The 24,571-nt window shown below is 37.8% G+C and carries 28 protein-coding genes and 1 tRNA gene; 13 read left to right on the top strand and 16 right to left on the bottom strand.

The annotated features are described in order from the left end of the window. The first annotated feature begins 3 nt into the window (after positions 1-3). The 4 genes from ftsA (at position 4) to AB9K32_RS01785 (ending at position 3,995) form a co-directional block, all read left to right on the top strand. Positions 4-1,341 carry a cell division protein FtsA gene (gene ftsA, locus AB9K32_RS01800; protein WP_338196312.1) on the top strand — a complete coding sequence of 446 codons (1,338 nt, stop codon included), beginning with the start codon at positions 4-6 and terminating at the stop codon, positions 1,339-1,341. Positions 1,342-1,368: 27 nt separating this feature from the next. After that, positions 1,369-3,360 (top strand): cell division protein FtsZ, encoded by a 1,992-nt coding sequence (gene ftsZ / locus AB9K32_RS01795; protein ID WP_369884174.1) that lies wholly within the window; start codon positions 1,369-1,371, stop codon positions 3,358-3,360. 99 nt (positions 3,361-3,459) lie between these two features. Further along, positions 3,460-3,912, top strand: coding sequence for a GatB/YqeY domain-containing protein (locus AB9K32_RS01790; protein WP_369884173.1), 453 nt, complete (start codon positions 3,460-3,462; stop codon positions 3,910-3,912). A 9-nt stretch (positions 3,913-3,921) separates the two neighbouring features. Then, positions 3,922-3,995 (top strand) — tRNA-Arg (locus AB9K32_RS01785). Positions 3,996-4,006: 11 nt separating this feature from the next. Here AB9K32_RS01785 and AB9K32_RS01780 read toward each other — a convergent pair. Next, on the bottom strand, positions 4,007-4,252 hold the full coding sequence (locus AB9K32_RS01780; protein ID WP_369884172.1) for a hypothetical protein: 246 nt from the start codon (positions 4,250-4,252) through the stop codon (positions 4,007-4,009). A gap of 85 nt (positions 4,253-4,337) precedes the next feature. On the opposite strand from AB9K32_RS01780, the gene AB9K32_RS01775 reads away from it, so the two are divergent. Next, on the top strand, positions 4,338-4,580 hold the full coding sequence (locus AB9K32_RS01775) for a hypothetical protein (protein ID WP_369884171.1): 243 nt from the start codon (positions 4,338-4,340) through the stop codon (positions 4,578-4,580). A gap of 36 nt (positions 4,581-4,616) precedes the next feature. Here AB9K32_RS01775 and AB9K32_RS01770 read toward each other — a convergent pair whose 3' ends face one another. The 8 genes from AB9K32_RS01770 to AB9K32_RS01735 form a co-directional block, all read right to left on the bottom strand. Next, positions 4,617-5,519 carry a TolB family protein gene (locus tag AB9K32_RS01770; RefSeq protein ID WP_369884170.1) on the bottom strand — a complete coding sequence of 301 codons (903 nt, stop codon included), beginning with the start codon at positions 5,517-5,519 and terminating at the stop codon, positions 4,617-4,619. 9 nt (positions 5,520-5,528) lie between these two features. Then, positions 5,529-6,482 carry a hypothetical protein gene (locus AB9K32_RS01765; RefSeq protein ID WP_369884169.1) on the bottom strand — a complete coding sequence of 318 codons (954 nt, stop codon included), beginning with the start codon at positions 6,480-6,482 and terminating at the stop codon, positions 5,529-5,531. A 48-nt stretch (positions 6,483-6,530) separates the two neighbouring features. Next, positions 6,531-6,971, bottom strand: coding sequence for a GyrI-like domain-containing protein (locus tag AB9K32_RS01760; protein WP_369884168.1), 441 nt, complete (start codon positions 6,969-6,971; stop codon positions 6,531-6,533). Between the two features lie 14 nt (positions 6,972-6,985). Continuing rightward, on the bottom strand, positions 6,986-7,588 hold the full coding sequence (locus tag AB9K32_RS01755; RefSeq protein ID WP_369884167.1) for a short chain dehydrogenase: 603 nt from the start codon (positions 7,586-7,588) through the stop codon (positions 6,986-6,988). Positions 7,589-7,598: 10 nt separating this feature from the next. Continuing rightward, on the bottom strand, positions 7,599-8,030 hold the full coding sequence (locus AB9K32_RS01750; RefSeq protein WP_369884166.1) for a GNAT family N-acetyltransferase: 432 nt from the start codon (positions 8,028-8,030) through the stop codon (positions 7,599-7,601). Positions 8,031-8,150: 120 nt separating this feature from the next. Continuing rightward, positions 8,151-8,390 (bottom strand): hypothetical protein, encoded by a 240-nt coding sequence (locus tag AB9K32_RS01745; RefSeq protein ID WP_369884165.1) that lies wholly within the window; start codon positions 8,388-8,390, stop codon positions 8,151-8,153. Positions 8,391-8,462: 72 nt separating this feature from the next. Continuing rightward, positions 8,463-9,203 (bottom strand): WD40 repeat domain-containing protein, encoded by a 741-nt coding sequence (locus AB9K32_RS01740; protein WP_369884164.1) that lies wholly within the window; start codon positions 9,201-9,203, stop codon positions 8,463-8,465. Between the two features lies 1 nt (position 9,204). Next, positions 9,205-10,461, bottom strand: coding sequence for a S41 family peptidase (locus tag AB9K32_RS01735; protein ID WP_369884163.1), 1,257 nt, complete (start codon positions 10,459-10,461; stop codon positions 9,205-9,207). Between the two features lie 211 nt (positions 10,462-10,672). Here AB9K32_RS01735 and AB9K32_RS01730 point away from each other — a divergent pair, with 211 nt between their 5' ends. The 7 genes from AB9K32_RS01730 to AB9K32_RS01700 all read left to right on the top strand — a co-directional run bounded on the left by AB9K32_RS01730 (position 10,673) and on the right by AB9K32_RS01700 (position 16,875). Beyond that, positions 10,673-11,797 (top strand): sensor histidine kinase, encoded by a 1,125-nt coding sequence (locus AB9K32_RS01730; RefSeq protein ID WP_369884162.1) that lies wholly within the window; start codon positions 10,673-10,675, stop codon positions 11,795-11,797. Continuing rightward, complete coding sequence (locus tag AB9K32_RS01725; protein WP_369884161.1) at positions 11,794-12,492, top strand: LytR/AlgR family response regulator transcription factor; 699 nt, start codon at positions 11,794-11,796, stop codon at positions 12,490-12,492. The genes AB9K32_RS01730 and AB9K32_RS01725 overlap by 4 nt, the downstream gene beginning before the upstream one ends. A gap of 425 nt (positions 12,493-12,917) precedes the next feature. Continuing rightward, complete coding sequence (locus AB9K32_RS01720) at positions 12,918-13,400, top strand: RidA family protein (RefSeq protein ID WP_369884160.1); 483 nt, start codon at positions 12,918-12,920, stop codon at positions 13,398-13,400. Positions 13,401-14,081: 681 nt separating this feature from the next. Next, complete coding sequence (locus tag AB9K32_RS01715; protein ID WP_369884159.1) at positions 14,082-14,525, top strand: YHS domain-containing (seleno)protein; 444 nt, start codon at positions 14,082-14,084, stop codon at positions 14,523-14,525. 107 nt (positions 14,526-14,632) lie between these two features. Continuing rightward, positions 14,633-15,118 carry a DinB family protein gene (locus tag AB9K32_RS01710; RefSeq protein ID WP_293296433.1) on the top strand — a complete coding sequence of 162 codons (486 nt, stop codon included), beginning with the start codon at positions 14,633-14,635 and terminating at the stop codon, positions 15,116-15,118. Continuing rightward, positions 15,106-15,825: an NRDE family protein gene (locus AB9K32_RS01705; RefSeq protein WP_369884158.1), complete on the top strand. Its 720-nt coding sequence runs from the start codon at positions 15,106-15,108 to the stop codon at positions 15,823-15,825. The genes AB9K32_RS01710 and AB9K32_RS01705 overlap by 13 nt, the downstream gene beginning before the upstream one ends. A gap of 6 nt (positions 15,826-15,831) precedes the next feature. Next, positions 15,832-16,875 carry a D-alanine--D-alanine ligase gene (locus tag AB9K32_RS01700; protein WP_369884157.1) on the top strand — a complete coding sequence of 348 codons (1,044 nt, stop codon included), beginning with the start codon at positions 15,832-15,834 and terminating at the stop codon, positions 16,873-16,875. A gap of 6 nt (positions 16,876-16,881) precedes the next feature. Here AB9K32_RS01700 and AB9K32_RS01695 read toward each other — a convergent pair whose 3' ends face one another. The 7 genes from AB9K32_RS01695 to rpsO form a co-directional block, all read right to left on the bottom strand. Continuing rightward, complete coding sequence (locus AB9K32_RS01695) at positions 16,882-17,355, bottom strand: glutathione peroxidase (protein ID WP_252080353.1); 474 nt, start codon at positions 17,353-17,355, stop codon at positions 16,882-16,884. Between the two features lie 2 nt (positions 17,356-17,357). Next, positions 17,358-17,777 carry a hypothetical protein gene (locus tag AB9K32_RS01690; RefSeq protein ID WP_252080352.1) on the bottom strand — a complete coding sequence of 140 codons (420 nt, stop codon included), beginning with the start codon at positions 17,775-17,777 and terminating at the stop codon, positions 17,358-17,360. Positions 17,778-17,869: 92 nt separating this feature from the next. Then, positions 17,870-18,850, bottom strand: coding sequence for a YpdA family putative bacillithiol disulfide reductase (locus tag AB9K32_RS01685; RefSeq protein WP_252080351.1), 981 nt, complete (start codon positions 18,848-18,850; stop codon positions 17,870-17,872). Next, positions 18,850-19,509 carry a ribulose-phosphate 3-epimerase gene (gene rpe / locus AB9K32_RS01680; RefSeq protein ID WP_369884156.1) on the bottom strand — a complete coding sequence of 220 codons (660 nt, stop codon included), beginning with the start codon at positions 19,507-19,509 and terminating at the stop codon, positions 18,850-18,852. The genes AB9K32_RS01685 and rpe overlap by 1 nt, the downstream gene beginning before the upstream one ends. A gap of 188 nt (positions 19,510-19,697) precedes the next feature. Further along, the gene (locus tag AB9K32_RS01675) at positions 19,698-20,561 is read right to left on the bottom strand and encodes an RNA polymerase sigma factor RpoD/SigA (protein ID WP_100817395.1); all 864 of its coding nucleotides are present in this window, start codon (positions 20,559-20,561) and stop codon (positions 19,698-19,700) included. A gap of 237 nt (positions 20,562-20,798) precedes the next feature. Next, positions 20,799-23,030: a polyribonucleotide nucleotidyltransferase gene (locus AB9K32_RS01670; RefSeq protein ID WP_252080349.1), complete on the bottom strand. Its 2,232-nt coding sequence runs from the start codon at positions 23,028-23,030 to the stop codon at positions 20,799-20,801. A gap of 218 nt (positions 23,031-23,248) precedes the next feature. Next, positions 23,249-23,518, bottom strand: coding sequence for a 30S ribosomal protein S15 (gene rpsO, locus AB9K32_RS01665; protein WP_224837571.1), 270 nt, complete (start codon positions 23,516-23,518; stop codon positions 23,249-23,251). Positions 23,519-23,670: 152 nt separating this feature from the next. Here rpsO and AB9K32_RS01660 point away from each other — a divergent pair, with 152 nt between their 5' ends. Next, positions 23,671-24,546, top strand: a complete 876-nt coding sequence (locus AB9K32_RS01660; RefSeq protein ID WP_369884155.1) for a hypothetical protein — start codon at positions 23,671-23,673, stop codon at positions 24,544-24,546. Positions 24,547-24,571: the final 25 nt, after the last annotated feature.

Raw genomic sequence — 24,571 nt, 5'->3', positions numbered from 1 at the left:
ATTATGGAACAGGGTAATTATTCAGTTGGGTTGGATATTGGAACTACCAAGATCGTAGCGATCATTGGTAGGGAAAATGAGTATGGAAAGATTGAAATATTGGGTATAGGGCGCTCCAAAAGTTTGGGCGTTCACCGCGGTGTGGTCAATAATATAACACAGACCATATCGTCTATTCAGCAAGCTGTTGAACAAGCGGAGCTCAATTCCGGTTTAAAGATCGGTTCCGTTGTGGTTGGTATTGCAGGTCAACATATCCGGAGTTTGCACCACAGTGATTATATCACAAGACCAAATTCTGAAGAAGTTATAGATCACGTGGATTTGGATAAACTGTGCAACCAAGTGTATAAGTTGGTCATGCTGCCGGGCGAGGAAATCATTCACGTGTTGCCGCAAGAATATAAAGTGGATGGTCAATCCGAAATCAAAGAGCCTGTGGGAATGTACGGTGGGCGCTTGGAAGCTAATTTTCATGTAGTGGTGGGGCAAGTATCATCCATTAAAAACATTGGACGGTGCATTAAAAGTGCAGGTTTGGACCTAGGCAACATCACTTTGGAGCCTTTGGCATCTGCAGATGCCGTTCTTAGTCAAGAAGAAAAAGAAGCCGGTGTTGCTTTGATCGATATAGGAGGCGGAACAACAGACCTTGCCATTTTTAAGGATGGCATTATCCGTCATACCTCTGTTATCCCATTTGGAGGGAACGTAATTACGGATGACATTAAAGAAGGTTGCTCGATAATCGAAAAGCAGGCCGAGCTATTGAAGATAAAATTCGGTTCCGCATGGCCCGGCGAGAACAAGGATAACGAAATAGTTTCCATTCCAGGGTTAAGAGGTCGGGAACCCAAGGAAATTACTTTAAAGAATCTTTCCAAGATCATTCATGCCCGCGTGGTGGAAATCGTGGAACAGGTGTACGTGGAGATCAAAAACTATGGCCACGAAGAACAAAAGAAAAAATTGATAGCAGGTATTGTATTGACCGGTGGAGGCAGCCAATTAAAGCACCTTAAGCAATTGGTCGAATACATTACCGGAATGGATACCAGAATAGGATACCCCAATGAGCACCTTGCAGGGGACTCGGACGAAGAAGTAGCCAGTCCACTATATGCCACGGCGGTAGGATTACTGATGAATTCTTTGGAAGCAAAAAAGAAGAATCAGGAGGTGCGCCAAGAGGAAGTACACCAAGAAGAAGAAATTTTGGTAGGCCAAGAAAACGATTTGGGAGCACAGGCGAACAAAGCTACGGTGACCCAAACGGAGAGAAAATCCATTTTTGACAAATGGTCTGAAAAGTTGAAGGACTTTTTGGATAATGCAGAATAATAACCCCAGTAGAGAAACACGACTGTCATGAGTAAGAACACTGAGTTTGACAACATCGCTTTTGATTTGCCCAAGAACAAAAGCAACGTAATTAAAGTTATTGGCGTGGGCGGTGGCGGAAGCAATGCCATCAACCACATGTTCCAGGCCGGAATCAACGGTGTGGACTTCGTAATCTGTAACACCGATGCACAAGCATTGCAAAACAGTTCCGTACCCAATAAAATCCAGTTAGGGGTATCCCTTACGGAAGGGCTGGGAGCTGGTGCCAATCCAGAAATAGGCGAGCAAGCCGCATTGGAAAGTATGGAGGACCTTAAGGCCATGTTGGACAATAACACAAAAATGGCCTTTATCACCGCAGGAATGGGTGGAGGTACAGGTACCGGAGCTGCTCCTGTTATTGCCAAGTTGGCCAAAGAAATGGATGTTCTTACGGTAGGTATAGTTACCATGCCGTTCCAGTTCGAAGGGGCCATGCGTAATAAGCAAGCGCAAATGGGGATAGAGAAATTGCGCGCAAATGTAGATTCTTTAATAGTCATCAATAACAATAAGCTAAGAGAAGTATACGGAAATCTTGGGTTTAAGGCCGGTTTCTCTAAAGCAGACGAAGTTTTGGCCACGGCGGCAAGGGGTATCGCAGAGGTAATTACGCACCACTATACACAAAATATCGACCTTAGGGATGCCAAGACCGTTCTTTCCAACAGTGGTACGGCCATAATGGGGTCGGCTGCAGCCTCCGGTTCTGCAAGGGCCACCGAAGCCATTATGAAAGCTTTGGATTCGCCATTGCTGAACGATAACAAAATCAATGGTGCAAAAAATGTACTGCTGTTAATAGTTTCCGGCACGCAGGAAATTACAATAGACGAAATCGGGGAAATCAATGACCACATCCAGATTGAAGCCGGACATGGAGCCAACATAATTATGGGGGTAGGAGAAGATGAGAACTTGGGAGAGGCAATTGCTGTTACCGTGATCGCTACAGGCTTTAATGTAGATCAACAAGATAATATTGTTAACACCGAGTCCAAAAAAGTATTCTATACCTTGGAGGATGAGCAAACCGCAGAACAGGATTTAACTCCCGAATCCACTTCGGTGCACGAAGTGAATGTGGAGAATACGGTAACTCCAGAACCAACTCCCGAACCAGGGCCAAAAGTGGTGAAGCATACATTGGAAATGGAAGAGGAGCCCAAAATAGTCCCTCAAAAAATACAATTAAGAGACCCGGACTTGATACCGACCACTAGCTATATCAGAAACTTTAATGTTTTTTACGAAGAAGTGGTCGCAGAGAATGTGGAGGACGACTTTGTAATTATCGAGGCCAAAAATGTAATCAACAATATAAACGTTGTTGATGCGGAAGAGGTGTCAACAAAAAGCAATGAAGACCAATTTACCTTGAGTTTTGATATGCCATTGAACAATGAGGTAGAAGAAGAAGAAAAAGGGCATACCATAACGTTTAACCTAGATGATGATGGCTTAGGTGATGTGGAAGTAAACGACTACGTAGAAGTTAAGCCCGTTTTGGAATACAAGAAAGAAGGGGAGACCCGTTACGACTTGCAAGAGTATATGGAGTTGGAGGAAAAACTGACCGGAGCGAAGTCAAAAGCAGAGACCCACGAACCAAAAATGGTCGAAAACGAAATTGTATTCGAGAAAAAGACCATTAGGGTAGAAGAAAAAGATCAAGGAGCCGGTAAAAACGAGGAAACTACGGCCAATTTAGATCCGATGAACAGTTCCATCAGCGATATCCTAAAAGATAGGGCAGATGAGCGTAGGCGAAAGTTGAAAAACTTTAATTACAAGTTTCAAAACAATAGGAATAGCATAGACGATATTGAAAAGGAGCCCGCTTATAAGCGCCAGGGTGTCGATTTGAACGATGTTCCCAGAGAACAGAAAGTATCAAGGACTACCTTGGGCGAAGATAGCAACGATGATCTACAGTTGCGTTCCAATAATTCTTTTTTGCACGATAATGTTGATTAGTAGTGTTTAAATTAACTTCCATTTTTGTGGAAGGCATAAACCCGAAAGTAGACGTACTTTCGGGTTTATTTTTTATCTTCGCGATCTAAATCGGAATAGATGGGTTTGCAAGAAAAGGTAATGACAGAAATGAAAGCCGCAATGAAGGCCAAGGATACCGTTGCCCTAGAATCTTTGCGTGCTGTTAAATCGGCAATCTTGTTGGCCAAGACCGATAAAGGTGCGGGAGCAGAGTTATCGGAAGAGGACGAAATCAAATTGGTTCAAAAGTTGGTTAAGCAACGTAAGGATAGTGCGGCCATTTACAAGGAACAGGGCCGCGAGGATTTAGCAGAGCCCGAATTGGCGCAAGTGGCCGTAATTGAAAAGTTTTTGCCCGAGCAGCTTACAGAAGAAGAAATTGAAAAAGTAGTGGTGCAAACCATCGATGCCGTTGGAGCTTCCGGTATGCAAGATATGGGAAAAGTAATGGGAATTGTTTCCAAAGAATTGGCCGGACAGGCGGATGGAAAGACCATTTCTGCAATTGTCAAGGCTAAATTGAGTTCATAGATTATAAATGGCCCAGTAGTTCAACTGGATAGAACATCAGATTTCGGCTCTGAGGGTTGGGGGTTCGAATCCTCCCTGGGTCACTTTTTAAGTTTTAAACAAAAACCAAAACCTTGCATATTTTATTGGTATGCAAGGTTTTGACTTTTTTAAACTGTATTTGATATGGTTTGATTTGATCTTTTTTTGCTTGTAATTCGGTTAGTAAGATTTTTATTGATGGTGTTAACTGAATTAATTTGTAATTAACAGTATTACAAATGTTTGGCATTTGATTTTCGTAGTTTAAAATCGTTGGATTTAACACAAATCCTATGAGAACATGATCAATATTTTCCATTAGTTTTTGGATAAGTATAGCAAGGAGCGGTGGCGGAATGGTAAATATTTATGCCCGTATCACGGTCGATTCACAAAGGATTAACATGAGTTTGAAGTATACTATCCCGATAGTAATTTGGGATAGAAAAGGGTCGAGGGATTCGGGACATACCAAAGAGGCAAGGGAAATCTATACCTATCTAGTGTACAGAACTTTTCCGTTGCTACCGAGAATTATGGTATCTGCAGTGGCCAAGGTCTTGCCTATCGACCATCCAACAATCTTTCGATGGAACAGACCCTTGATCTCCGTCAGTTGCATCCATACCTTACCGGTCCTAAGATAGGTTATGTGGGATAACCCGCTATGGTGACGTTAGTTTTTAGTCTTCCGGATTTAGCTTTTCAATGAATTGAGCATCGACCCAAAATATATCTACATTTCGATCTTCTTCTGGGCCTACATTTCTATTGAAGAAAAGATATTTACCATCTGGTGTGACACTAGCTGAAGCTTCCCATGCTTGTGTATTTATCTTACTGCCCAAATTAACAGGCTCTCCCCATGTATTATCTTTTTGTCGAAAGCTTATGTAAATGTCTGAATCTCCAAACCCATTTTCCCTGTAACTATCAAATATAATATAGGACTCATCTGGTGCAATGAAGGGATGGAAACTTTTTCCGGTATTGATTTTATTATTAAGCAATTTAGGTTCTTCATATTTGCCTTCTATTATCCTTGAATATCGAATATCACCAGTAATGTCTTCCTTGAATTCATCAAAAAAATAGGTCCCCTTAGAAGAAGCCGTAAGCCGCATAATTCGTAAACTATCAAAGGGAGATCCTAAGCTTTTAACTCCCGACCATTCACCATTGCTGCGACGATTCATATACCGCTTCCCTAAATGCATGGTCTTTCCATCTGGCGCAACGAAGGGTTGTCCTTGACGAGAAGAAATGACTGTTTTCTCCCATTTATCGCCTTCACATTTGTAAACAACGAATTCCTGTTTTTTAGTGCTATCAACCCCGACTTCTCTTAGGAAATAAAATTCGTTCATATCTGGAGTAAAGACACCGCCATATTCCCATCCGCTCGTTGTAACCATACCTGGGGCGAAAGGTATAGGTGTTGATCCGGGAGGATTTTGTCCGAGTAAGGAATTTTCATTTGTAGAAAACTCATTTTCGCCAGTTTTCTTTTTCTCAGTTTTGCAAGCAATTATCACGATCGCCAGTGTTAAAACGCATAATTTAACTATATAATTTATTAATTTCATTTATAAAGTCTATCTCTCAATGTATAAATATTCTCCTGCAGCTTTGGCCATTTGTTTATAGTCATGGCCTACATTTGGTATTTCTACAAGTTTCCAGCTAAAATTTATCTTTGTTTTATTTGCAAATGTTTTGCTGAACTTATAAAAGTTTCTGCCTCTATCAATTCTACCAACTCCTTGCTTATCTACTGTTTTTGACCGTAACATTCTACCTCTTGTTTCAGTCTTATTATCTAATTCTCCAAGAAATAATATTAAATTCTTTTTAAAAGAATTTTTTAACCATTTCGTGCTAATTCCTGTGTTTTTAATTCCAAAAGGAAATTTTGTTTCATGATCAGGAAATGTATATGTGCCAGCATTCGAAGCTAGAATTTTATCGGCTTTTGAATTTGGATACAATAATGCAAATCGATGTAATATTTGACCTCCTGCAGAATGCCCAAACATATCATATGTTTTCTGATTAGACTTTGTAATTCTTTTTACTAATTTGAATATTCTATCGAAATCAGTAAAAATCCAATCTTTCTTATTTTCATTAAAATTAAACTTTATAACATCTTCATTTATATGCACCTGATTTGTGCCTTTCTTAAAAGAAACACCTCTTGAAAAATCTAAATCTTTTACAGTTCCGGCAAGGTGATAATTTCCATAATCATAAGTTTTCTCTGGATAAGAAAGCGCTATAATTAAAACATTATACTTTTCTGATATTTCAATCCAAGAATCCCTATAATCGTTTGCATTTCTACCAGCACCAGGAAGAACTATTAAATGCTTTGAATTTTTAGTAAACTTTTTAGGTTGATGATAAAAAACAGTAATTGAATCTTTTTCATGGTTTTCATTTCCTTTAACCCTAAAAAAGCCAGAGCCTTCATTAATTGAAATATTTTGTGCGAACGCTAATTGTGTTACTAAAGTGCAAACAATTAGCATAAAAATTTTGTGTTTCATTATACTATTGGTTTGTTGAGAGTGTTAGATATCATGAAGGTTAAAAAACTATGCAATAGAAATAAAAGTTTCCACCTCTGCATTCTTTCCATCAAAGTATTTTTTACCATGTACAGTAACATCCGCTCGATACGCTCTTTTTAATTTTTTATTTGTCCAAATCTCTGACCATGTTTTTAAAATTGCTTCGGGCATTTTTCCTTTTGATGTAAACTTTTCACTATTTCCTACTAAAATTTCTCGTCCTACAAAATCATTAGGGATATCATCTAAACTACTTACAGGAAATCCAATAATCAACGTGTACCTCATATAATCGCTTTCATAATCTGTATAAACAGCGTAAATATCTTCGTTTACTTTATTTGGTACTTGTGCTACTATGTTTTCGTTCCAAAACCTGTTCCAAAGCGCTTCAACATCTTGTATAGATTGTCCGTTTTCATTAGTTGTTTGGGTAGAAATTCCTATTATTTTAAAATTATTCATTTACTTTTTATTTTCTAATTATAAACTCTAATAATTTCTCCTTGTCCTTTTCCTTCCACACTTCTAACATAGCCACTTACAGCTTGCTTCATTGAAATTGGTAAATGCCCAGGAAAGTAATCTTTATATTTTTCATAAGCATCTTCAACCAGACCAAGTGAAACCGTATTTATTCTAATACCATTTTCTATTTCCAACGCCACAGCTTTAGTAAAACTATGTATAGCACCATTAACCATAGCGGCACTTGTTGTTTTTAATACAGGGTCATCAGCTAAAACACCTGTTGATAATGTTATAGACCCATTGGCATTTAAATAATCCTTACCAATGCGAACAAGATTAACTTGTCCCATTAGTTTACTCTTAATACCAATGTAGTAATCGTCTTCGGTCAGATTATTAAAATCGTCCCATTTAGCCTCACCAGCAATACAAATTATAGCGTCTACTTTACCAACAGTTTCAAACATTTTTTTTATAGATGTGCTATTAGTAATATCTACAATATAATCGCCTTTGGTTCTACTAGCAATTAACACATTATGCTTCTGCTTAAAATGTTCTGAGATTACTTTACCTATAGTTCCGTAACCACCAATTATTACTATTTTCATGTGATACTATTTAAAATTTATGTTCGAAATGAAATCCTAGAATGCTAAAATCCTCTTTATAATAGAATTTATGGGATCTTGAATTACTTACATAAGTATTTAAACCAATACATGTATATTCATTTTTTAATGCCCATTCTTTTATTTGACTTATTAAATACTTTCCTAATCCATTGGATTGAATTTTAGAATCAACAACCACATTGTCTAACTCCAAATGCTTACCGCTATACATACGAATTGTTGTCCAACCACCAGAGATTGCTACTAATTTGGCTTCACTAAATATTGCAAAACAATTATAGTTAGGAATCTTAACCACTTCATTTAAGGTATCCTCTAAAAAACTGACATCCTTATTTGGGTTTAATTGATGTACTAATTGTAACACATCCTTTTTATAATCTATTGGATTTATAAGTTTGAATTCTATATTTTCCATTGGCAATTTACCTTATGAATATTAAAAATTCATAGCCTATTTGTATTTGACATTAGTAATATTCAAGACCTACTATCTTTTGAAGATGAACGGTTAATTTACTATAACGAATTAATTATTTTATCTCTGCACTTCCCAAACCTTTATGGTTTTGTCTTTACTTGGTGTAGCTACAAATTTTCCGTTTGAGTTAACATCCACACCTAACCCTATGTCGTTATTATGAGCAGATAGTGTTTGTAAAACACGCTCTTTTTCAACATCCCAAAGCGTTGCAACTATGGGTTTTGTAAAACCAGTAAATTTAAAATGGTACTCTAAAAACTCTCCTATCGCTTTTTTGTCTGTTCCACCAGCCATCACGCGGTTATTATCAATAAAAACTACCGAATGAATGGCTTGATTGTCACCTTTTAAAGTATGTAAAAGTTCTCAGTTTTTTGTATCCCAAATTTTTACAGTTTTATCATCCCCAGCACTAGCTAAAAACTTTCCATTAGGGCTAAAATCCATAGATAATGGCACTTTCGAATGCCCTAAAATTGTTTTAACTAATTTACCTGATTGGGTATTATAGACTCTAATGGCATTATCGCTTCCTGAAGCTAACAACAACTTGCCTGAAGGATGAAATATTACCTCCCAAATATTGTGGTTAGCATCTTTAAACTCGTGGATTAACTCACCAGTTTCTACACTCCAAACAGAAACTTTATCGTCATTGCCACCAGCAGCAATTAGTTCTCCATTTGGGCTGTATGTTATAGACCATAATGTACCTTCATTTCCTTCTAAAACACGAATTAAATTTCCTGTTTGTACATCCCAAACTCTAGCTTTACCGTCATAAGAACCTGTACAAACTGTTTTTCCGTTTGGGCTAAAATCAACTGAAGGTGTTCCATATTCGTGTGGTAAATCATGTAATACTTCTCCTGTAATTCTATTCCAAATTTTAGCATTCTTTTCAAGTCCGCCACTAATCATTAGGCTATCATTTGGTCCGAACTTTACCTCCCATACTTCGTTGGTATGATGTGTATAGGTCTTAATCAATCTAATGTCATTGCCTTCAACTAATGTAGGTTGCTTAAATAATTGGAAATAAATAATAGTAACTAAAACTATTATTGCTGTGGATAAACTCCATTTTTTTAGTTGTTTCTTTTTCATCTTAACTCTTAGATTGTAACTTTTGAATCATACGTTTTGCTGACTCTAAATTTGGATCTAATGCTATCGCTTTTTTATAGGCTGTTAAGGCTTTTTCTAGTTGTTTGTTTACAACATAGGCTTCACCTAAACTATCCCAAGTATTTGCATCTTCAGGAAAAGACATGATATTCGCTTTAAAAATTAAAATGGCATCCTCTGTTTTACTTTCTTGTAACAAAGCATAACCAACCTGATTTAAAACCGATTGTTTATTTCTTTTTACCGTGTTATTTAGAGCTTCTAAATATGCTGTTGCAAACGCATTTTTTTTGGACGTTTTAATATTGGGTTCTACGCCAATTCCTTCCCAATTAGATTTTGTAACTGGATGGATTGCTTCTATATATGGGATTGAAATTGAAAACTGATTGTTAATAGTAATACGTTTAGTTCTATTGGCACCACCTTTGGTAACTTCCCCAACAACTATTGCTTTGTTATAATGCTTTAAACTATATGCAAATGCTTCAGCTGCAGAAAAAGTGCTCTTACTTGTTAAAATGTAAAGTGGTTTGTTAACCATTTTTGATTCTTTATTTGTGTTTAATGTATAAAGTTGTGTTTCGGCATTTGTTTTGCGCTCATAAAAATTGCTTAACAAAACAGGATTATCTTTAAAAAAATAGCTCGATAATAATTGAACCATACTTGGCACACCTCCTTTATTATTGCGCAAATCAATAATAATGGCATTGGTGTTGTTTAAAAAACTCATTGCAGCAGTAGCAGTTTCTTCTGCGTATTTTGTGTCAGCAAATAGGCGAAGATTTAAATAACCTATGTTACCGTGCAATATTTTAGTTTCCATAAAGCCAAAATTAATTTCAGCCATTTTTTTCGCCATCATTTGTTCTTTTTTCAGACGAATATCTTCTGAAGCTAACTGCTTATTTTTAGCTACTTGTTTGGGTTTATAGCTCAGTTTAAGATGCAAATCTTTACTAATATTTTGAAGGTCTTTTGTTAAGATTTTAGAAAATTCTGTTGGATTGTTTATTGCCTTATACTTTTTTGATTTTAGGTTAACATTCAAAACCTCAATCATTTTGTTGACTTTTTCTAGATTTACATAAGTAGTTTTTAAGTGTGATTGAATTGTAGTAACAATATTTTGCTTTTCATCTTGACTTAATACATAGTTCGCTTCCTGTGCTGAAATAGTTTGAAACCACAAACAGAATACAGTGATTACTATCAATTTAAAATAAAGCTTCATGACATTTTGAGTTTAAAATAATCTGAAGCAAACGTATTTCGGGACTTTTATTTCATAAACTATTTTTCACCAACACACACGCTTTAACCATAAAATACTCCATTGAACACACAGGCCTATTTTACGCATGAAAAGATACTGTTGACGACACCTTTTGGTGTGTTGGCGCAAATTCTAACATCATAAAGACAATTATCATTAATTTCCACTCATGATTGCCTTTTTAAAAAAATACAAAGCATTTACAATAGGGTTACTTTTATTTAGGTTAATTGTAGTGTGTTTATCCTACTTTGAAATTATTCATATCGACAATTCGGAAGTTTTAGCAAATACTTTAAGTTTCATTTTTGGTTGGCTAATCACATCTTTACCTATTCACTTTTTTCCTTTCTTAAAACAACATAAAACAATAAGCGTAAAACTTTTATTCTTAATTGTCTTATTTATTCTGGTAATGGCGAACGATAATCAATCACAAATAATTGATAATCCTTTAACTTTTGCTGGTTTAATTGTTATAGCTCTTGTTTTTTTTTCAATTATTGCTCCTTCTTTTTTTAAAAAATATGCCCTTATTATTATTGGATATTACGTTTTAAGCTTAAGCTACCTCTATTATATAAGAGTTTATATAAATGATCTAAATCGTTATTTACAGCAAGAAAAAGAGCTGAAAATTATATTATTTGTACCGCTTTTTGTGTTACTAATAGGTTGGATTTATCAGCAATGGAAATGGATGAAATCGGTGGAATCTAAAAAAGCTAAAGCAGAATTAGCCTTATTGAAAAGTCAAATTAGTCCGCACTTCTTTTTTAATACTTTAAATAATTTATACGGATTAACTATTGAAAAATCTGATGATGCACCCAATGTGGTTTTAAAATTATCAGATATGATGCGTTATACCATTTATATGGGACAAGAAGAAAAAGTATTCTTAAAAGACGACATAACGTATTTAAAAAACTACATTGATTTACATAAAATTAGACACCATAAATCTGTAGATGTTAGGTTTAAAAACAATAGTGACCCTACAATTAAAATTGCACCTTTGTTACTAATTCTTCCACTTGAAAACGCTTTTAAACACGGTATAGAACATTTAGCTGAAGAGGCTTATATTCATATAGATATAAAAACCGATAGCGGGATTTTATATTTTACAATTGAAAATAATTTTGATTCGAGTATTACAACTAAAAAAGCTGGTATTGGATTGGATAATTTAAAACAACGTTTAAAATTATTGTACCCAAATAAGCATAATCTTCAAATTGAGGTTAAAGAAAACAATTATAAACTCTCGCTTAAAATACACACAATATGATTCAATATATAATTATAGATGACGAACCTATTGCACACCGTATTATTGAAAACTATTGCGATGATTTACCACACCTACAAAAAAAAGGAAATTGTTACAATGCTTTTGAAGCTATGCAGTTTTTAAACGAACATGCTGTAGATTTACTTTTTTTAGACATTAATATGCCCAAATTATCAGGCTTTGATTTTTTAAAAACACTAGCTAATCCACCAAAAATTATTGTAACTACAGCTTATAAAGAATTTGCTTTAGAAGGCTACGAACTCAATATTTCAGATTATTTATTAAAACCATTTAGTTTTGAACGTTTTATAAAAGCGGTAAATAAAACTATAACTAGTACTAAACCACAATCCGATTTAACCGAAACCTCAACCACCAAAAATGTTAGTTTTTTTGTAAAAACCGATAAACAACAGCATCAAATTCATTCTGAAAATCTTTTATTTATTGAAGCTTATGGGCATTACACAAAAATACATTTAACAGATAAGATGATTTTAAGCAATTATAAAATATCAGCTTTAGAAACATTATTGCCTTCTGATCACTTTTTACGTGTACATAAATCATTCATCGTTTCCAAGGATAAAATAAAGTATATTGAAGGTAATCGAATTATAATCGATACATATAAAGTTCCAATTGGGCAGACTTATAAGAGTAAGGTGAGTATACTTTTAAGTTCTTAAACTTTCGATTACGCAACCTTGGTGTTATTTTAACAAATCTAAAATTAGTTTATTGGTTTCTTCTGTTTTTTCTTGTTGAATCCAAAGTCCACATCCTAAACCAAACACATCTAAATTTGGTGTAAATCTTCAACTAAAAATGGACGGGACTTGGTCTAAAGTTAAGTGATGGTTCTGTTATACCCCAATAAAACACATTCAAAACACAACGCCAAATCTATAAAATACTGTTTAACAGATTATTTTATTTTAATTAACCCTAAATAATAGCGTTAGAAAAAAGAGACCTTTTTGGTGAGTATATTTTAACCTAAAAAATATACGTCAACTTCTCGTAATTAATTGATTTAGGGTTGAATATAAATGTGACCTTCTTCTTTTTTATAACTTTATCCCGTTAAACCCGAGCAAAATAGAACTAAAAAATGAGTATAGACCCAAATAAAAATCTTTCTGAATTAGGATTGGAACTTCCGAGGGTGTCAATACCTGGTGGAAATTATGTTTCCGTAAATATCCGAGAAAATATAGCTTATGTCGCAATCCAATTTCCCATTCTAAACGAAGAATATTTACACCAAGGTAGATTGGGGAATGAAATAACAACTGAACAAGGATATAAAGCAATGGAGTTGTGTGCTTTGAATGTGCTCGCGCAGATGGACAAAATAGTTGGGTTTGACCAAATAATCGGACTGAATCATATCGATGCTTATTTTCAGTCGAGCAATAAATGGGACGAATCACCTAAAGTGATTGATGGAGCGTCTGATTTATTTGTAAAAGTGCTTGAAGAAAAAGGTAAGCATTCTCGCTCGATTTTCGGAGTTGAAAAATTACCGCGAAATTTTAGCGTTGGCCTAACCGCTTCATTTACGATAGAAAAAAATGAAAAATACTTACAATAACGACGATGAGCATTAGAACCGTTCTTGCTTGCTCTGGAAATCTCCTCGGAATTCAGTTTGGTACGGTTGTATCGAGAAAACCTTAAAAGTGCACATATCAAAAAGTGACTTCATGAGCTAAATCCGTTAAAATTACTAGCACGGTATTAAGCTCAACAAAGTGACCCAATTGGTAAATATGTATAAATCTATTTTTAGTCATTATTTTAAAAAGCTCATGAGCCAAAGTTTTACTTGTTACTTGTTGAAATACAGGTTAGGAGTCGTCACGAAATTGTAAATAGAAACCGATCAATGTGTCCATGGACGAAATAGGTTATGCAGCTGGCTTTAATAACTTATCTAGTTTATAATCTGATCTTTAAAAAAAATATGCTTACACCAAAGGAATACAAAGTGAACTATAAATAGAAAGCGGGTCATCACCATCATTATTCTTATGGTACTAAAAAGGCTAAGAACGCCGGACGTAGCATAATAAATTCGTAGGATAAAATCGAGCACCTTCTATTACGACAAAAAAACTTGAACCTCAAGTCTCAACTACTAATTGTTTAACTGCGCAGTTTTTGTTCGTAATAGCTTATATATCAAATCTTTTTTTCTAATCTTGAAAGGAACACCTTTATTTTTAGACAAAATCTTCAATACTAACAAGCAACCATAAAAATTCCAGAATTTATGAAGTATCGAATAATGGTTTTTCTGTTTTTAACAGGTGTTTTAGTTCAAGGGCAATCCATAGATTATAATACCAAAAAAGGGTATGCAGCTCATGGATATGATGTGGTCGCCTATTTTGATGGTATCGCGACCATGGGCAAAGACCAATTTACCGCCATGTTTGATGGGGTAAATTATAAGTTTGTCAGCGAGGCAAATCTGGAAAAGTTTGTTATACAACCCAATAGTTATGTACCACAGTATGGGGGTTATTGTGCCTATGCTGTCGCAGTAAATTCAAAAAAGGTTAATGTAGATCCCGAAACTTTTGAGATAAGAGGTGGAAAACTTTATCTATTCTTCAACAAAGGAAAGAACAATACCCTCCAATTTTGGTTGAACCAATCACCGAATTCCCTTATATCGAAAGCGGATATAAACTGGGAGAATATCAAGAATTGAATATCTTTAAGGGCATGAGATTTCTGAGAGTGGACAACCTTTTGTATCCTATCGCTGGATGAGTTGCTTTGTTCGCATATAAATACGTAAATAATTAAACAATAACTATGTTCAAATCAACCTTGGATACATTGGAACAGTTTAAACAGGTTCTTTTGGAACTGCCTAAAGATTGTTACTCCCGATCATGTAATATATTGTCCAATGCCAGTATAGGTCAGCATACAAGACATGTGATCGAGCTTTACCTTTGTTTGATCAAGGGGTATGATCAAGCAGATGTGTCCTACGATAGAAGAAAAAGAGACCGTAAAATTGAAAAAGACCTATCGTTTGCCATTGAGAAATTGGCTTTTATACAAATGCATTTAAAAAAGCCCAACAAGGCCATTCAGATCAGTTATGAACTTAATGGTGAAATACTTACATTGGATACCAATTACCACCGGGAAGTTATGTACAACTTGGAACACACCATTCATCATCAAGCGTTGATCAAAATTGGGATATGTCATTTTTCGGACCAGAAAGTGCCCGAAACTTTTGGAGTTGCTCCTTCCACCTTACAATTTAGAAAAGAATGTGCACAGTAAGTTTTATATCGTCCGGTGGACAACGTTTTATTACATCGAACAGGGACGAGCATGTTGATCGTCCTATGGCATTGCGGCCACAAGAAGAAACCATAGGTTCGGTGAAGGTACTTTTTCCAAAAGATCCCAAGGCGGGGGGTACCTGGTTCGCCATAAATGAAAATGGTTCGGTAGCTGTGCTGCTGAACGGTGGTTTTGTGGGTCACCCGCCCAATGGAAAATATGAAAGGAGCAGGGGACTGGTGCTTTTGGATATTGTTGTTTCTGACAATCCCTTAGCTTTGTTGCAAGAAATTGACCTATTGAGAATAGAACCCTTTACATTGGTGTTGTACACAGCCGAATTGCTGGAGTTTCGCTGGGACGGCCATCAAAAATACTTTAGGCCGTTGAACAAGGATAAAAATTACATATGGTCATCATCAACACTTTACCAAGATAAGGTAATCGAACACAGGCAAACGTTGTTTAAAAAGTTTGTTAAAGGCAACTCCTTCATAACTTCTCAAGATGTGGTCGATTTTCACTCGAACAATCATGACGATTTTGAGAACGGATTTATAATCAATAGGGCATCCGGCTTAAAAACCTTTAGTGTAACACAGGCCATATTGAACAAAGAGAGCGATGTTGTAATGCATCATTTCGACCTGCTCAACAAAGTTGATTATGAAGTGCCTTTTTCCACCGGTCAACTGATCAATTAAAACTATATGGGTCCATTAAAGCTCATTTGGCATAAAATCACACATTGGGAATATTGGCCTTTCTGGTTGATTTATTATCCGATGTTTCCAGTTTGGCTTTATTATTCGATAAAAGCACGTTCTTTATTCTTTTTTAATGCCGCCAATCCAGGCATGAAGAATGGGGGAATGGCCATGATATCCAAAATGGATATTTACAATATGATTCCTGCCCAATACATACCAAGAACAATATTTGTAAAAAATGACGAGACGGCCGACCAGGCATTGGAACGGGTTTTAAATTCCGGGATCGCATTTCCATTTATAGCCAAGCCCGATATTGGAATGAAGGCGTTTGGCGTGGAAAAAATCCATAATAAGGATGAATTTCAAAAATATGTAAAATGGAGTCCCTCCCATTTTTTGGTTCAGGAATTTGTTCCGTTCCAGAAGGAAGTTGGTGTTTTTTATGTTCGAAAACCCGGAGAGGCCAAAGGCAAGATTACTGGGGTCGTGTCCAAAGAATTTTTGTCGGTTACGGGTGATGGTAAAAGTACCTTATTGCAGTTGATAAAGAGTAATCCGAGGAGCCATTTTCAATTAAAGGTGCTAAAACAAAAGTTTGGTGATCAGTTAAACAATGTTCTCCCCTTGGGAAAAGAATTTGTTCTGGTGCCCTACGGCAGTCACACCCGAGGAGCCAAATTTGTGGACATCTGTCATTTGATCAATGCGGATTTGAACAATACCATAAATGAGGTATGCACACAAATGAGCGGCTTTTATTATGGTCGACTGGATGTTCTTTGCAATACCTTTGAGGAACTTTGTATAGGAGAAAAATTCAGTATTATCGAAATAAATGGGGCAGGCGGGGAGGCGACCCATATTTACGACCCCAAACATTCGCTGTTCTGGGCTTGGCGCGAAGTGGCCCGCCATTGGAACCATTTATGCGAAATAAGCATTTTAAATTATAAGCAAGGCCATTCATATCTGAGCTTCAGGGATGGTAGAACCATGCTCAAAGAGTCCGGAGCTCTTCAATCTCGGTTAAAAGTAGTTTAGCAGGGTTTATAAAATGCCACTGATAAAACTTTCCATGGCCTTTGGTTTTGATATGGGCGCGAATCGTTTTACAGGTTTTCCGTTTTTGTCTATTACAAACTTGGTAAAGTTCCATTTGACCTTACCTCCCAACAATCCTCTTAATTCCGATTTTAAATATTTAAAGATCGGGTGTGTGTCGTTGCCGTTCACATCGATTTTGGCAAACATTGGAAAACTGACCCCGTAGTTTATTTGGCAAAACTCCTTGATGTCATTGGCGTCTCCCGGTTCTTGGTTTCCAAACTGATTGCATGGAAACCCCAAAACCACCAATCCTTGGTCCTTATATTTTGTATAGAGGTCTTCCAGGCCCTCGTATTGCGGAGTCAATCCACACTTACTTGCAGTATTCACCACAATAATGGTTTTGCCTTTATAGGTTTTCATGGATTCTGTAGTACCGTCCAATCGTTCTGCTTCAAAATTGTAAAACTCCATGGTTATTTGTTTTTGTCTTTAAGGTGTTCAAATACTTTCGTGGACCAAAGGGCCCATAGAATTAAAACGGGCTGAAAAAACAACCGAACAAATCTCTTTAGATCGGTGTCCAGTCCAAATGCGTCAATGGCATTGGTGTATTGAGAAATGTTTCCGGGAAAAATCAAAACATAGAAAAAGGCAAGCGCAATGCCCACTTTTGCTTTGTATTTGGTCAATAAAACCATGGATAACCCCAATAAAATTTCTATCACACCAGAAGCTACCACTATAAAATCCATAAAAGCTTCGCTTGTGGGCAACCATCGGGGCACTTGGGCCTGAAACTCTTCCCTTTGAAAAGTGAGATGAGCTATTCCGGCCATCATCATTAAAAGGCCAAGGATGACCCTAAATACATTTTGCATCGTACTTAAATTCATTTAAAAACTTTTTATGTGTTGGTTTAAAGGTACTTATGTTAGGTTAAAAGCACTTTTGCAAAAGCTTTAAATGTTGACGCAAATCAACTTCTTTATGGTGTTGTGGACTTTAATTTTTGTCCAATACTTTTCATGATAATGGGCGCATGGATCCTAGAGTTTTCTATAAACCATTTATGGGTTTCCATTCCTCCGCAGATCACACCCGCTAAAAAAAGACCTTCAACATTGGTTTCCATCGTTTCAGGATCGTAGGTCGGCAATCGTTTGGGGTCACTGGAGAGTGTTATGCCAAGTTTCTCCAAAAAGGCGAAGTTGGGCATGTATCCGGTTAACGCAAGAACAAAATCATTTTCCAACGTTAAATCGCCTTCTGGGGTATTTAGTACAATTTCCGTTGGTTTTATCTCCTTGACCGTGGAGTTGTAATATGCTTTTATGCTGCCTTCTTCGATTCGGTTGATAATATCCGGACGTACCCAATATTTAACTCTTGAACCTACTTCTGGGCCACGGATAATCAAGGATACATCGGCGCCTTTTCGCCAACATTCCAATGCAGCATCTATTGCGGAGTTACTTGCGCCTACCACCGCCAGTTTTTGACTGGCATAATAATGGGGGTCGTTGTAATAATGTGAGACTTTGGATAAATCTTCTCCAGGAACATTCATTTTGTTGGGTAAGTCGTAAAATCCGGTCGCTACGACCACATTTTTTGCCCGATAGTCATTTTTGTCAGTCTTCACCACAAAAAAATCACCGTGCTTTATGGTATCCGTTACTTTTTCAAATAGATGGATGTCGAGTTGGTTGGAGGTCACAATTCTTCGATAGTACTCCAATGCTTCGTTGCGTTTGGGTTTGGCCTCTTTGCTGATAAAGGGAATGTCGTCTATTTCCAATTTTTCCGAAGAAGAAAAAAACTGCATGTTCACAGGATAATTGAAAAGTGAGTTTACAATAGTCCCTTTTTCTATTATGATATAGGATAAACCCTGTTTTTTGGCCTCGAGGCCGCATGCAATTCCAATAGGGCCACCTCCGATGATGATGACATCAAATTCCTGCATTACGCTGTTTCTGCTTTTAGTTTTTTAATGGTTTCGGCAGGGTTATCGCTTTTAAATACAAAACTTCCGGCAACCAACACATCGGCACCGGCATCTACCAGTTTTTTGGCATTGTTGGCATTGACACCGCCGTCGATTTCAATTAAAGTGGCGGCATTTTTCTTAAGGATCAATTCCTTTAGGTCCGCTACTTTCTGATAGGTGTTTTCTATAAAGGATTGGCCTCCAAAACCGGGATTGACACTCATTACAATGACCAAATCGATATCCTGAATGGTATCTTCCAATAATTTTACGGAAGTATGTGGGTTAATCGCCACACCGGCTTTCATACCTTCCGCTTTTATGGCTTGCAGTGTTCTGTGCAGATGGGGACAGGCCTCGTAGTGGACGGATAAATTATGAACCCCAAGATCCGCAAAAGTCTTGATATATCTGTCTGGATCTACAATCATTAAATGTGTGTCCAACGGCTTTTTTGCATATTTGGCAATCGCTTGCACCACTGGCATACCAAAGGAGATGTTGGGCACAAAAACACCGTCCATAACGTCCAAATGGAACCAGTCGGCATCGCTTTGGTTGACCATTTCGATTTCTTGCTGAAGATTGGCAAAGTCGGATGCCAATAACGAGGGGGCGATCATTGATTTGTTCATGTTACAAAGTTAGCCAATTACGGCCATCCATAAACGAAAAAAACTCCGGTAATCAGCCGGAGTTTATTCATCAATCAAAAAACGAACAGTCATGATAAACTGTTATATCTTACTAAAATACAACTTTCCTGCCAAAAATCAAATTTAAGGATAGTTTAACTGTACTTTAGTTGGTGACTTTGGGTGTTTTACCCTAAATATGTCTTTAAAATCTTACTTCTTGACGTGTGCTTCAACCTTCTAATCGCCTTTTCTTTAATTTGACGAACTCGCTCACGGGTCAAATCAAAAGTTTCTCCGATTTCTTCCAACGTCATGGAATGTTGGCCGGCCAATCCAAAGTAAAGTCTTATTACATCAGCTTCTCGAGGAGTAAGGGTTTCCAGGGCACGTTCAATTTCGGTACGTAACGAATCGTGCAAAAGTTCCTTATCAGGGTTTGGAGATTCGCCACTACGCAACACATCGTAAAGGTTGGAATCCTCGCCGTCGATCAAAGGCGCATCCATTGATACGTGACGGCCTGAGTTCTTTAAGGATTGTTTCACATCTTCCACGGTCATGTCCAATTCTTTGGCAATTTCCTCAGCAGATGGTGGACGCTCGTGCGCTTGCTCCAAGAAAGCAAAAGTTTTATTTATCTTATTGATGGAGCCGATCTTGTTCAATGGCAAACGAACAATACGTGATTGTTCTGCCAAAGCTTGCAAAATGGATTGGCGGATCCACCAAACAGCGTATGAAATAAATTTAAATCCACGGGTTTCATCAAAACGTTGCGCTGCTTTGATAAGTCCCAAATTGCCTTCATTGATCAAATCGGGCAGTGTTAACCCTTGGTTTTGGTATTGCTTTGCAACCGATACCACGAACCTTAGGTTGGCTTTAGTTAATTTTTCCAATGCTACCTGGTCGCCGGCTTTAATGCGTTGTGCCAACTCTACTTCTTCATCGGCGGTAATCAAATCAACCTTACCGATTTCTTGTAGATACTTGTCCAACGATGCGGTTTCCCTATTGGTAACCTGTTTTGTAATCTTTAACTGTCTCATCTAAAATTTCCCTTCATATTAAGTTTGTGAGCCGGAGCTCATTAGGTTATACGTTCAAAAAGTAAAAAAGTTACATTTTGGCAGCACTTTTTTAAAAAAACCTCATTTTTACGTATTGGGACCGCAAGTTTTCCATTGCGCTCGAAGGGACAGTGTTGGACGCTGACAATTCCTCAAAAAACAAAACCCCAAGGCGAGTGCCTTAGGGTTAGTTTATCGGATAAAGATAGGATTTACCTAATCTCTTCTTGGCTTTCTATCTCTGTTGCCGCCTCTACGATCACCGCCTCTACGATCACCACCCTTGCGATCACCGTCGGTTCTTGGTGGACGCTCTTTGTAACCTTCCGGTTTTGGCAACAAGGCCTTTCTTGATACTTTTTCCTTCTTGGTCCTTGGATCTAGACCGAAGTATTTTACATCAAAAACATCACCCATGTTCACTACATCGGATACGTTTTCGGTGCGTTCCCATGCCAATTCGGATACGTGAAGCAGTACTTCGTTGCCCGGTGCTTCTGTGTATTCCACCACTGCTCCGAAGTCAAGCATTTTTATCACTTTAACCTCATAAACACTTCCAACTTCTGGTTTGAACATCAAGGCATCGATTTTTGCCAATACGGCATCGATACCATTTTGATCGGTTCCCAAGATTTCCACAATACCTTCTTCGGTATCGGGGTCTTCGTTGATTACGATGGTAGTGTTGGTTGTTTTCTGAAGCTCTTGGATAACTTCTCCACCTTTGCCGATCAATGCTCCAATATATTCGCCAGGAATAATTCTGGTAACAATTTTTGGAGCGTAGGATTTAACTTCGGGTCTTGGCTCGGCAATTGTTTCGGTTAGTTTGCCCAAGATATGCATTCTTCCGTCTTTGGCCTGCATCAAAGCTTTTACCAAGATTTCGTAAGAAAGTCCTTTTACTTTAATATCCATTTGGCAAGCAGTGATACCATCCGCAGTACCTGTTACTTTAAAGTCCATGTCTCCCAAGTGGTCTTCATCTCCCAAGATATCGGATAGTACGGCATATTTACCGGTTTCTGTATCGGTGATCAATCCCATGGCGATACCGGAAACAGGTTTTTTCAACTGAACACCTGCGTCCATCAACGCCATGGTACCCGAACATACGGTTGCCATTGATGATGAGCCATTGGATTCCAATACTTCGGAAACAACACGAACGGTATATGGGCAGTCCTCTGGAATCATTCCTTTAAGTGCACGTTGTGCCAAGTTACCGTGTCCAACCTCTCTACGGGAAGTACCACGGATTGGTCGTGCTTCGCCAGTTGAGAAAGGAGGGAAGTTGTAGTGCAAATAGAATGTTTCTTCACCTTCGTAAGATGGCATATCTATTTGGTTGGCCTCTCTGGAAGTACCTAAGGTAACCGTTGCCAATGCCTGTGTTTCTCCTCGTGTAAAGATGGCTGAACCATGTACGGATGGCAGATAGTCTGTTTCGCACCAGATCGGTCTAACATCTGTTGTTTTACGTCCGTCCAATCGAAGCCCTTCGTTCAAAGTAAGGTTTCTAACGGCTTCTTTTTCGGTTTTATGGTAGTATTTGGAAACCAAGTCGCCAATTTCTTCCAACTCTTCTTCGGAGAAAGATGCTTTTATTTCTTCTTTAATGGCAGCAAAGGCTTCACCGCGCTCATGCTTGGAAGAACCTGCTTTGGCCACTTCATACACCTTATCGTAGGCCATGTCGTGGATTTTCTTCTGAAGCGCTTCGTCCTCGGCTTCTGGCTCGTACTCGCGAACTTCTTTTTTACCGAAAGCCTCGGCCAATTTTTCCTGAGCTACACATTGTACTTTAATGGCTTCGTGTGCAAATTTGATGGCTTCTACCATTTCCTCTTCGGAAATCTCGTCCATTTCACCTTCTACCATCATAACAGAATCTGCAGAAGCACCGATCATCATATCAATGTCGGATTCTTTCAATTGCTCCCTTGTTGGGTTGATGATGAACTCACCGTTTACCCTACCTACTCGAACCTCCGAAATAGCACATTCGAATGGGAAATCCGAAAGTTGAATGGCGGCTGATGCTGCCAAACCGGCCATTGCATCGGGCATAACGTCTTCGTCGTGAGACATCAATTGGATCATTACCTGTGTTTCGGAATGGTAGTCTTTTGGGAACAATGGTCTCAATACCCTGTCCACCAAGCGCATCGTCAATACCTCACCGTCACTTGGTCTTGCTTCTCTTTTAAAGAAACCGCCAGGGTAGCGCCCTGCGGCAGCAAATTTTTCGCGGTAATCCACGGTTAGGGGCAAAAAGTCGACATCTGCGGCTTTATAGTTGGAAACAACTGTACACAATAGCATACATTTGCCGGATTGTACAACTACAGAACCGTGGGCCTGTTTTGCCAATTTTCCGGTTTCGATAGAAATCTCTCTACCGTCACCAAGGTCTATGACCTCTTTGAATGTTTTTGGAATCATAAAATTAATCTTACCCGAATATTATTCCGGGTCGTTAAACATTTGGTCTACCGCCTTCCGGGCGGTCGGGTTGTGTTGTTGTTGTGTGTGCCTTTGGCACTTGACCAATGAAAAACTATTTGTAGCTTTTTGTGTTTGCCCGATTTCCCGGGACTTTTTGGTTGTTGAGAATCGATTCAACAAAAACAAAGGGGAAGCCAATGCCTCCCCTTGTATTTTTATTTTCTAATACCTAGTTCTTTGATCAAGGTACGGTATTTTGCAATATCTTTTTTCTTTAGGTAATCCAAAAGACTACGTCTTTTACCTACCAATGCCACCAACGAACGTTCGGTGTTAAAATCCTTATGGTTCCTTTTAAGGTGACCTGTCAAATGGTTGATTCGGTGCGTGAACAATGCAATTTGTCCTTCCGTTGAACCTGTGTTGCTCTCTGAGCCGCCGTATTTTTTAAAAATCTCGGCTTTAACTTCTTTCGTTAAATACATTCCAATATTATTTAAATGATTTTTATGTATTGATTGACCTTCAATCAGCGTGCAAAGATAGGCTCTTTTTTTTAATCTACGAATTTTAACATAAAATTAAACCTTTTGCTGTCATTCAAGTCAAAGAGGCAAACCTATTAAATTCAAGTATTATGAGAAAGGAACTAAAAATGAAGTTTAAAGGAATTGCTCCGATCCTTCTGGGAAGTTTAATGTTGACCTATGTTTCGTGCAGTACAGAATCCTCGGTTGAAGAAAATCTAACCAGTACGGAAGTAATTTCCTCGACAGAGCTAAAATACAGTGATGAAACTGAAATGGTTTCAGAGGAACTTATGGCCATTGCCGAAGATGTCTATACTGCAGATGAAATCGGAAGTACGTCAAAAATGAATTATGCTTCTGGTTATATGCCAAATTGTGTTGTAGTATCCGTAGTTCTAACGCAGAATACAAAAGAAGTCGTCCTGGATTTTGGCGAAGGTTGCGAACTATCTACCGGAAATACTGTTAGTGGAACGGTTAATTTAAGTTACTCTTTGGACTTGGAGGCCGCGTCCAATACCATTGAGATGACTTTGGACGGTTTTACTTTCAATGAAGTGGCAATCGATGGGGAGGCGCAAATTCTTAGGGTAAGAAGTAATGAAAATGGAAATCCACAAGGCACCTCGAACGGATTTTTTGAAGCAACTTGGCCTAGCGGGGAAACAGCTTCGTTTACCGGGACCAGAACTCGGGAGTGGATAGAGGGGTATGGATCCGGTTTTTGGGGTGACAATGTTTTTTTGATTACTGGAAAGCGAACTTATATCGGTATAGCAGGAAACGAGTTTGTGAAGGAAGTTACCACGCCATTGAGAAGAGAGTTGTCGTGTCGATTTATTGTGAGCGGAGTATTGGAAATATCCCGACTTGGCAATTCGGTAAGTTTGGATTTTGGGGATGGCAGTTGTGATGCCAAGGGAACTCTAACATATTCTGATGGTGCGGAAGAGGAAGTGGTCTTGCGCCGATTTAGAAATTGATGGAGTGATATATTATAAAGAAAAA

It is taken from the genome of Allomuricauda sp. XS_ASV26, from assembly GCF_041224615.1.
Classification (GTDB): domain Bacteria; phylum Bacteroidota; class Bacteroidia; order Flavobacteriales; family Flavobacteriaceae; genus Flagellimonas; species Flagellimonas alginolytica.
This window is presented reverse-complemented; position numbering and strand designations above follow the sequence as displayed.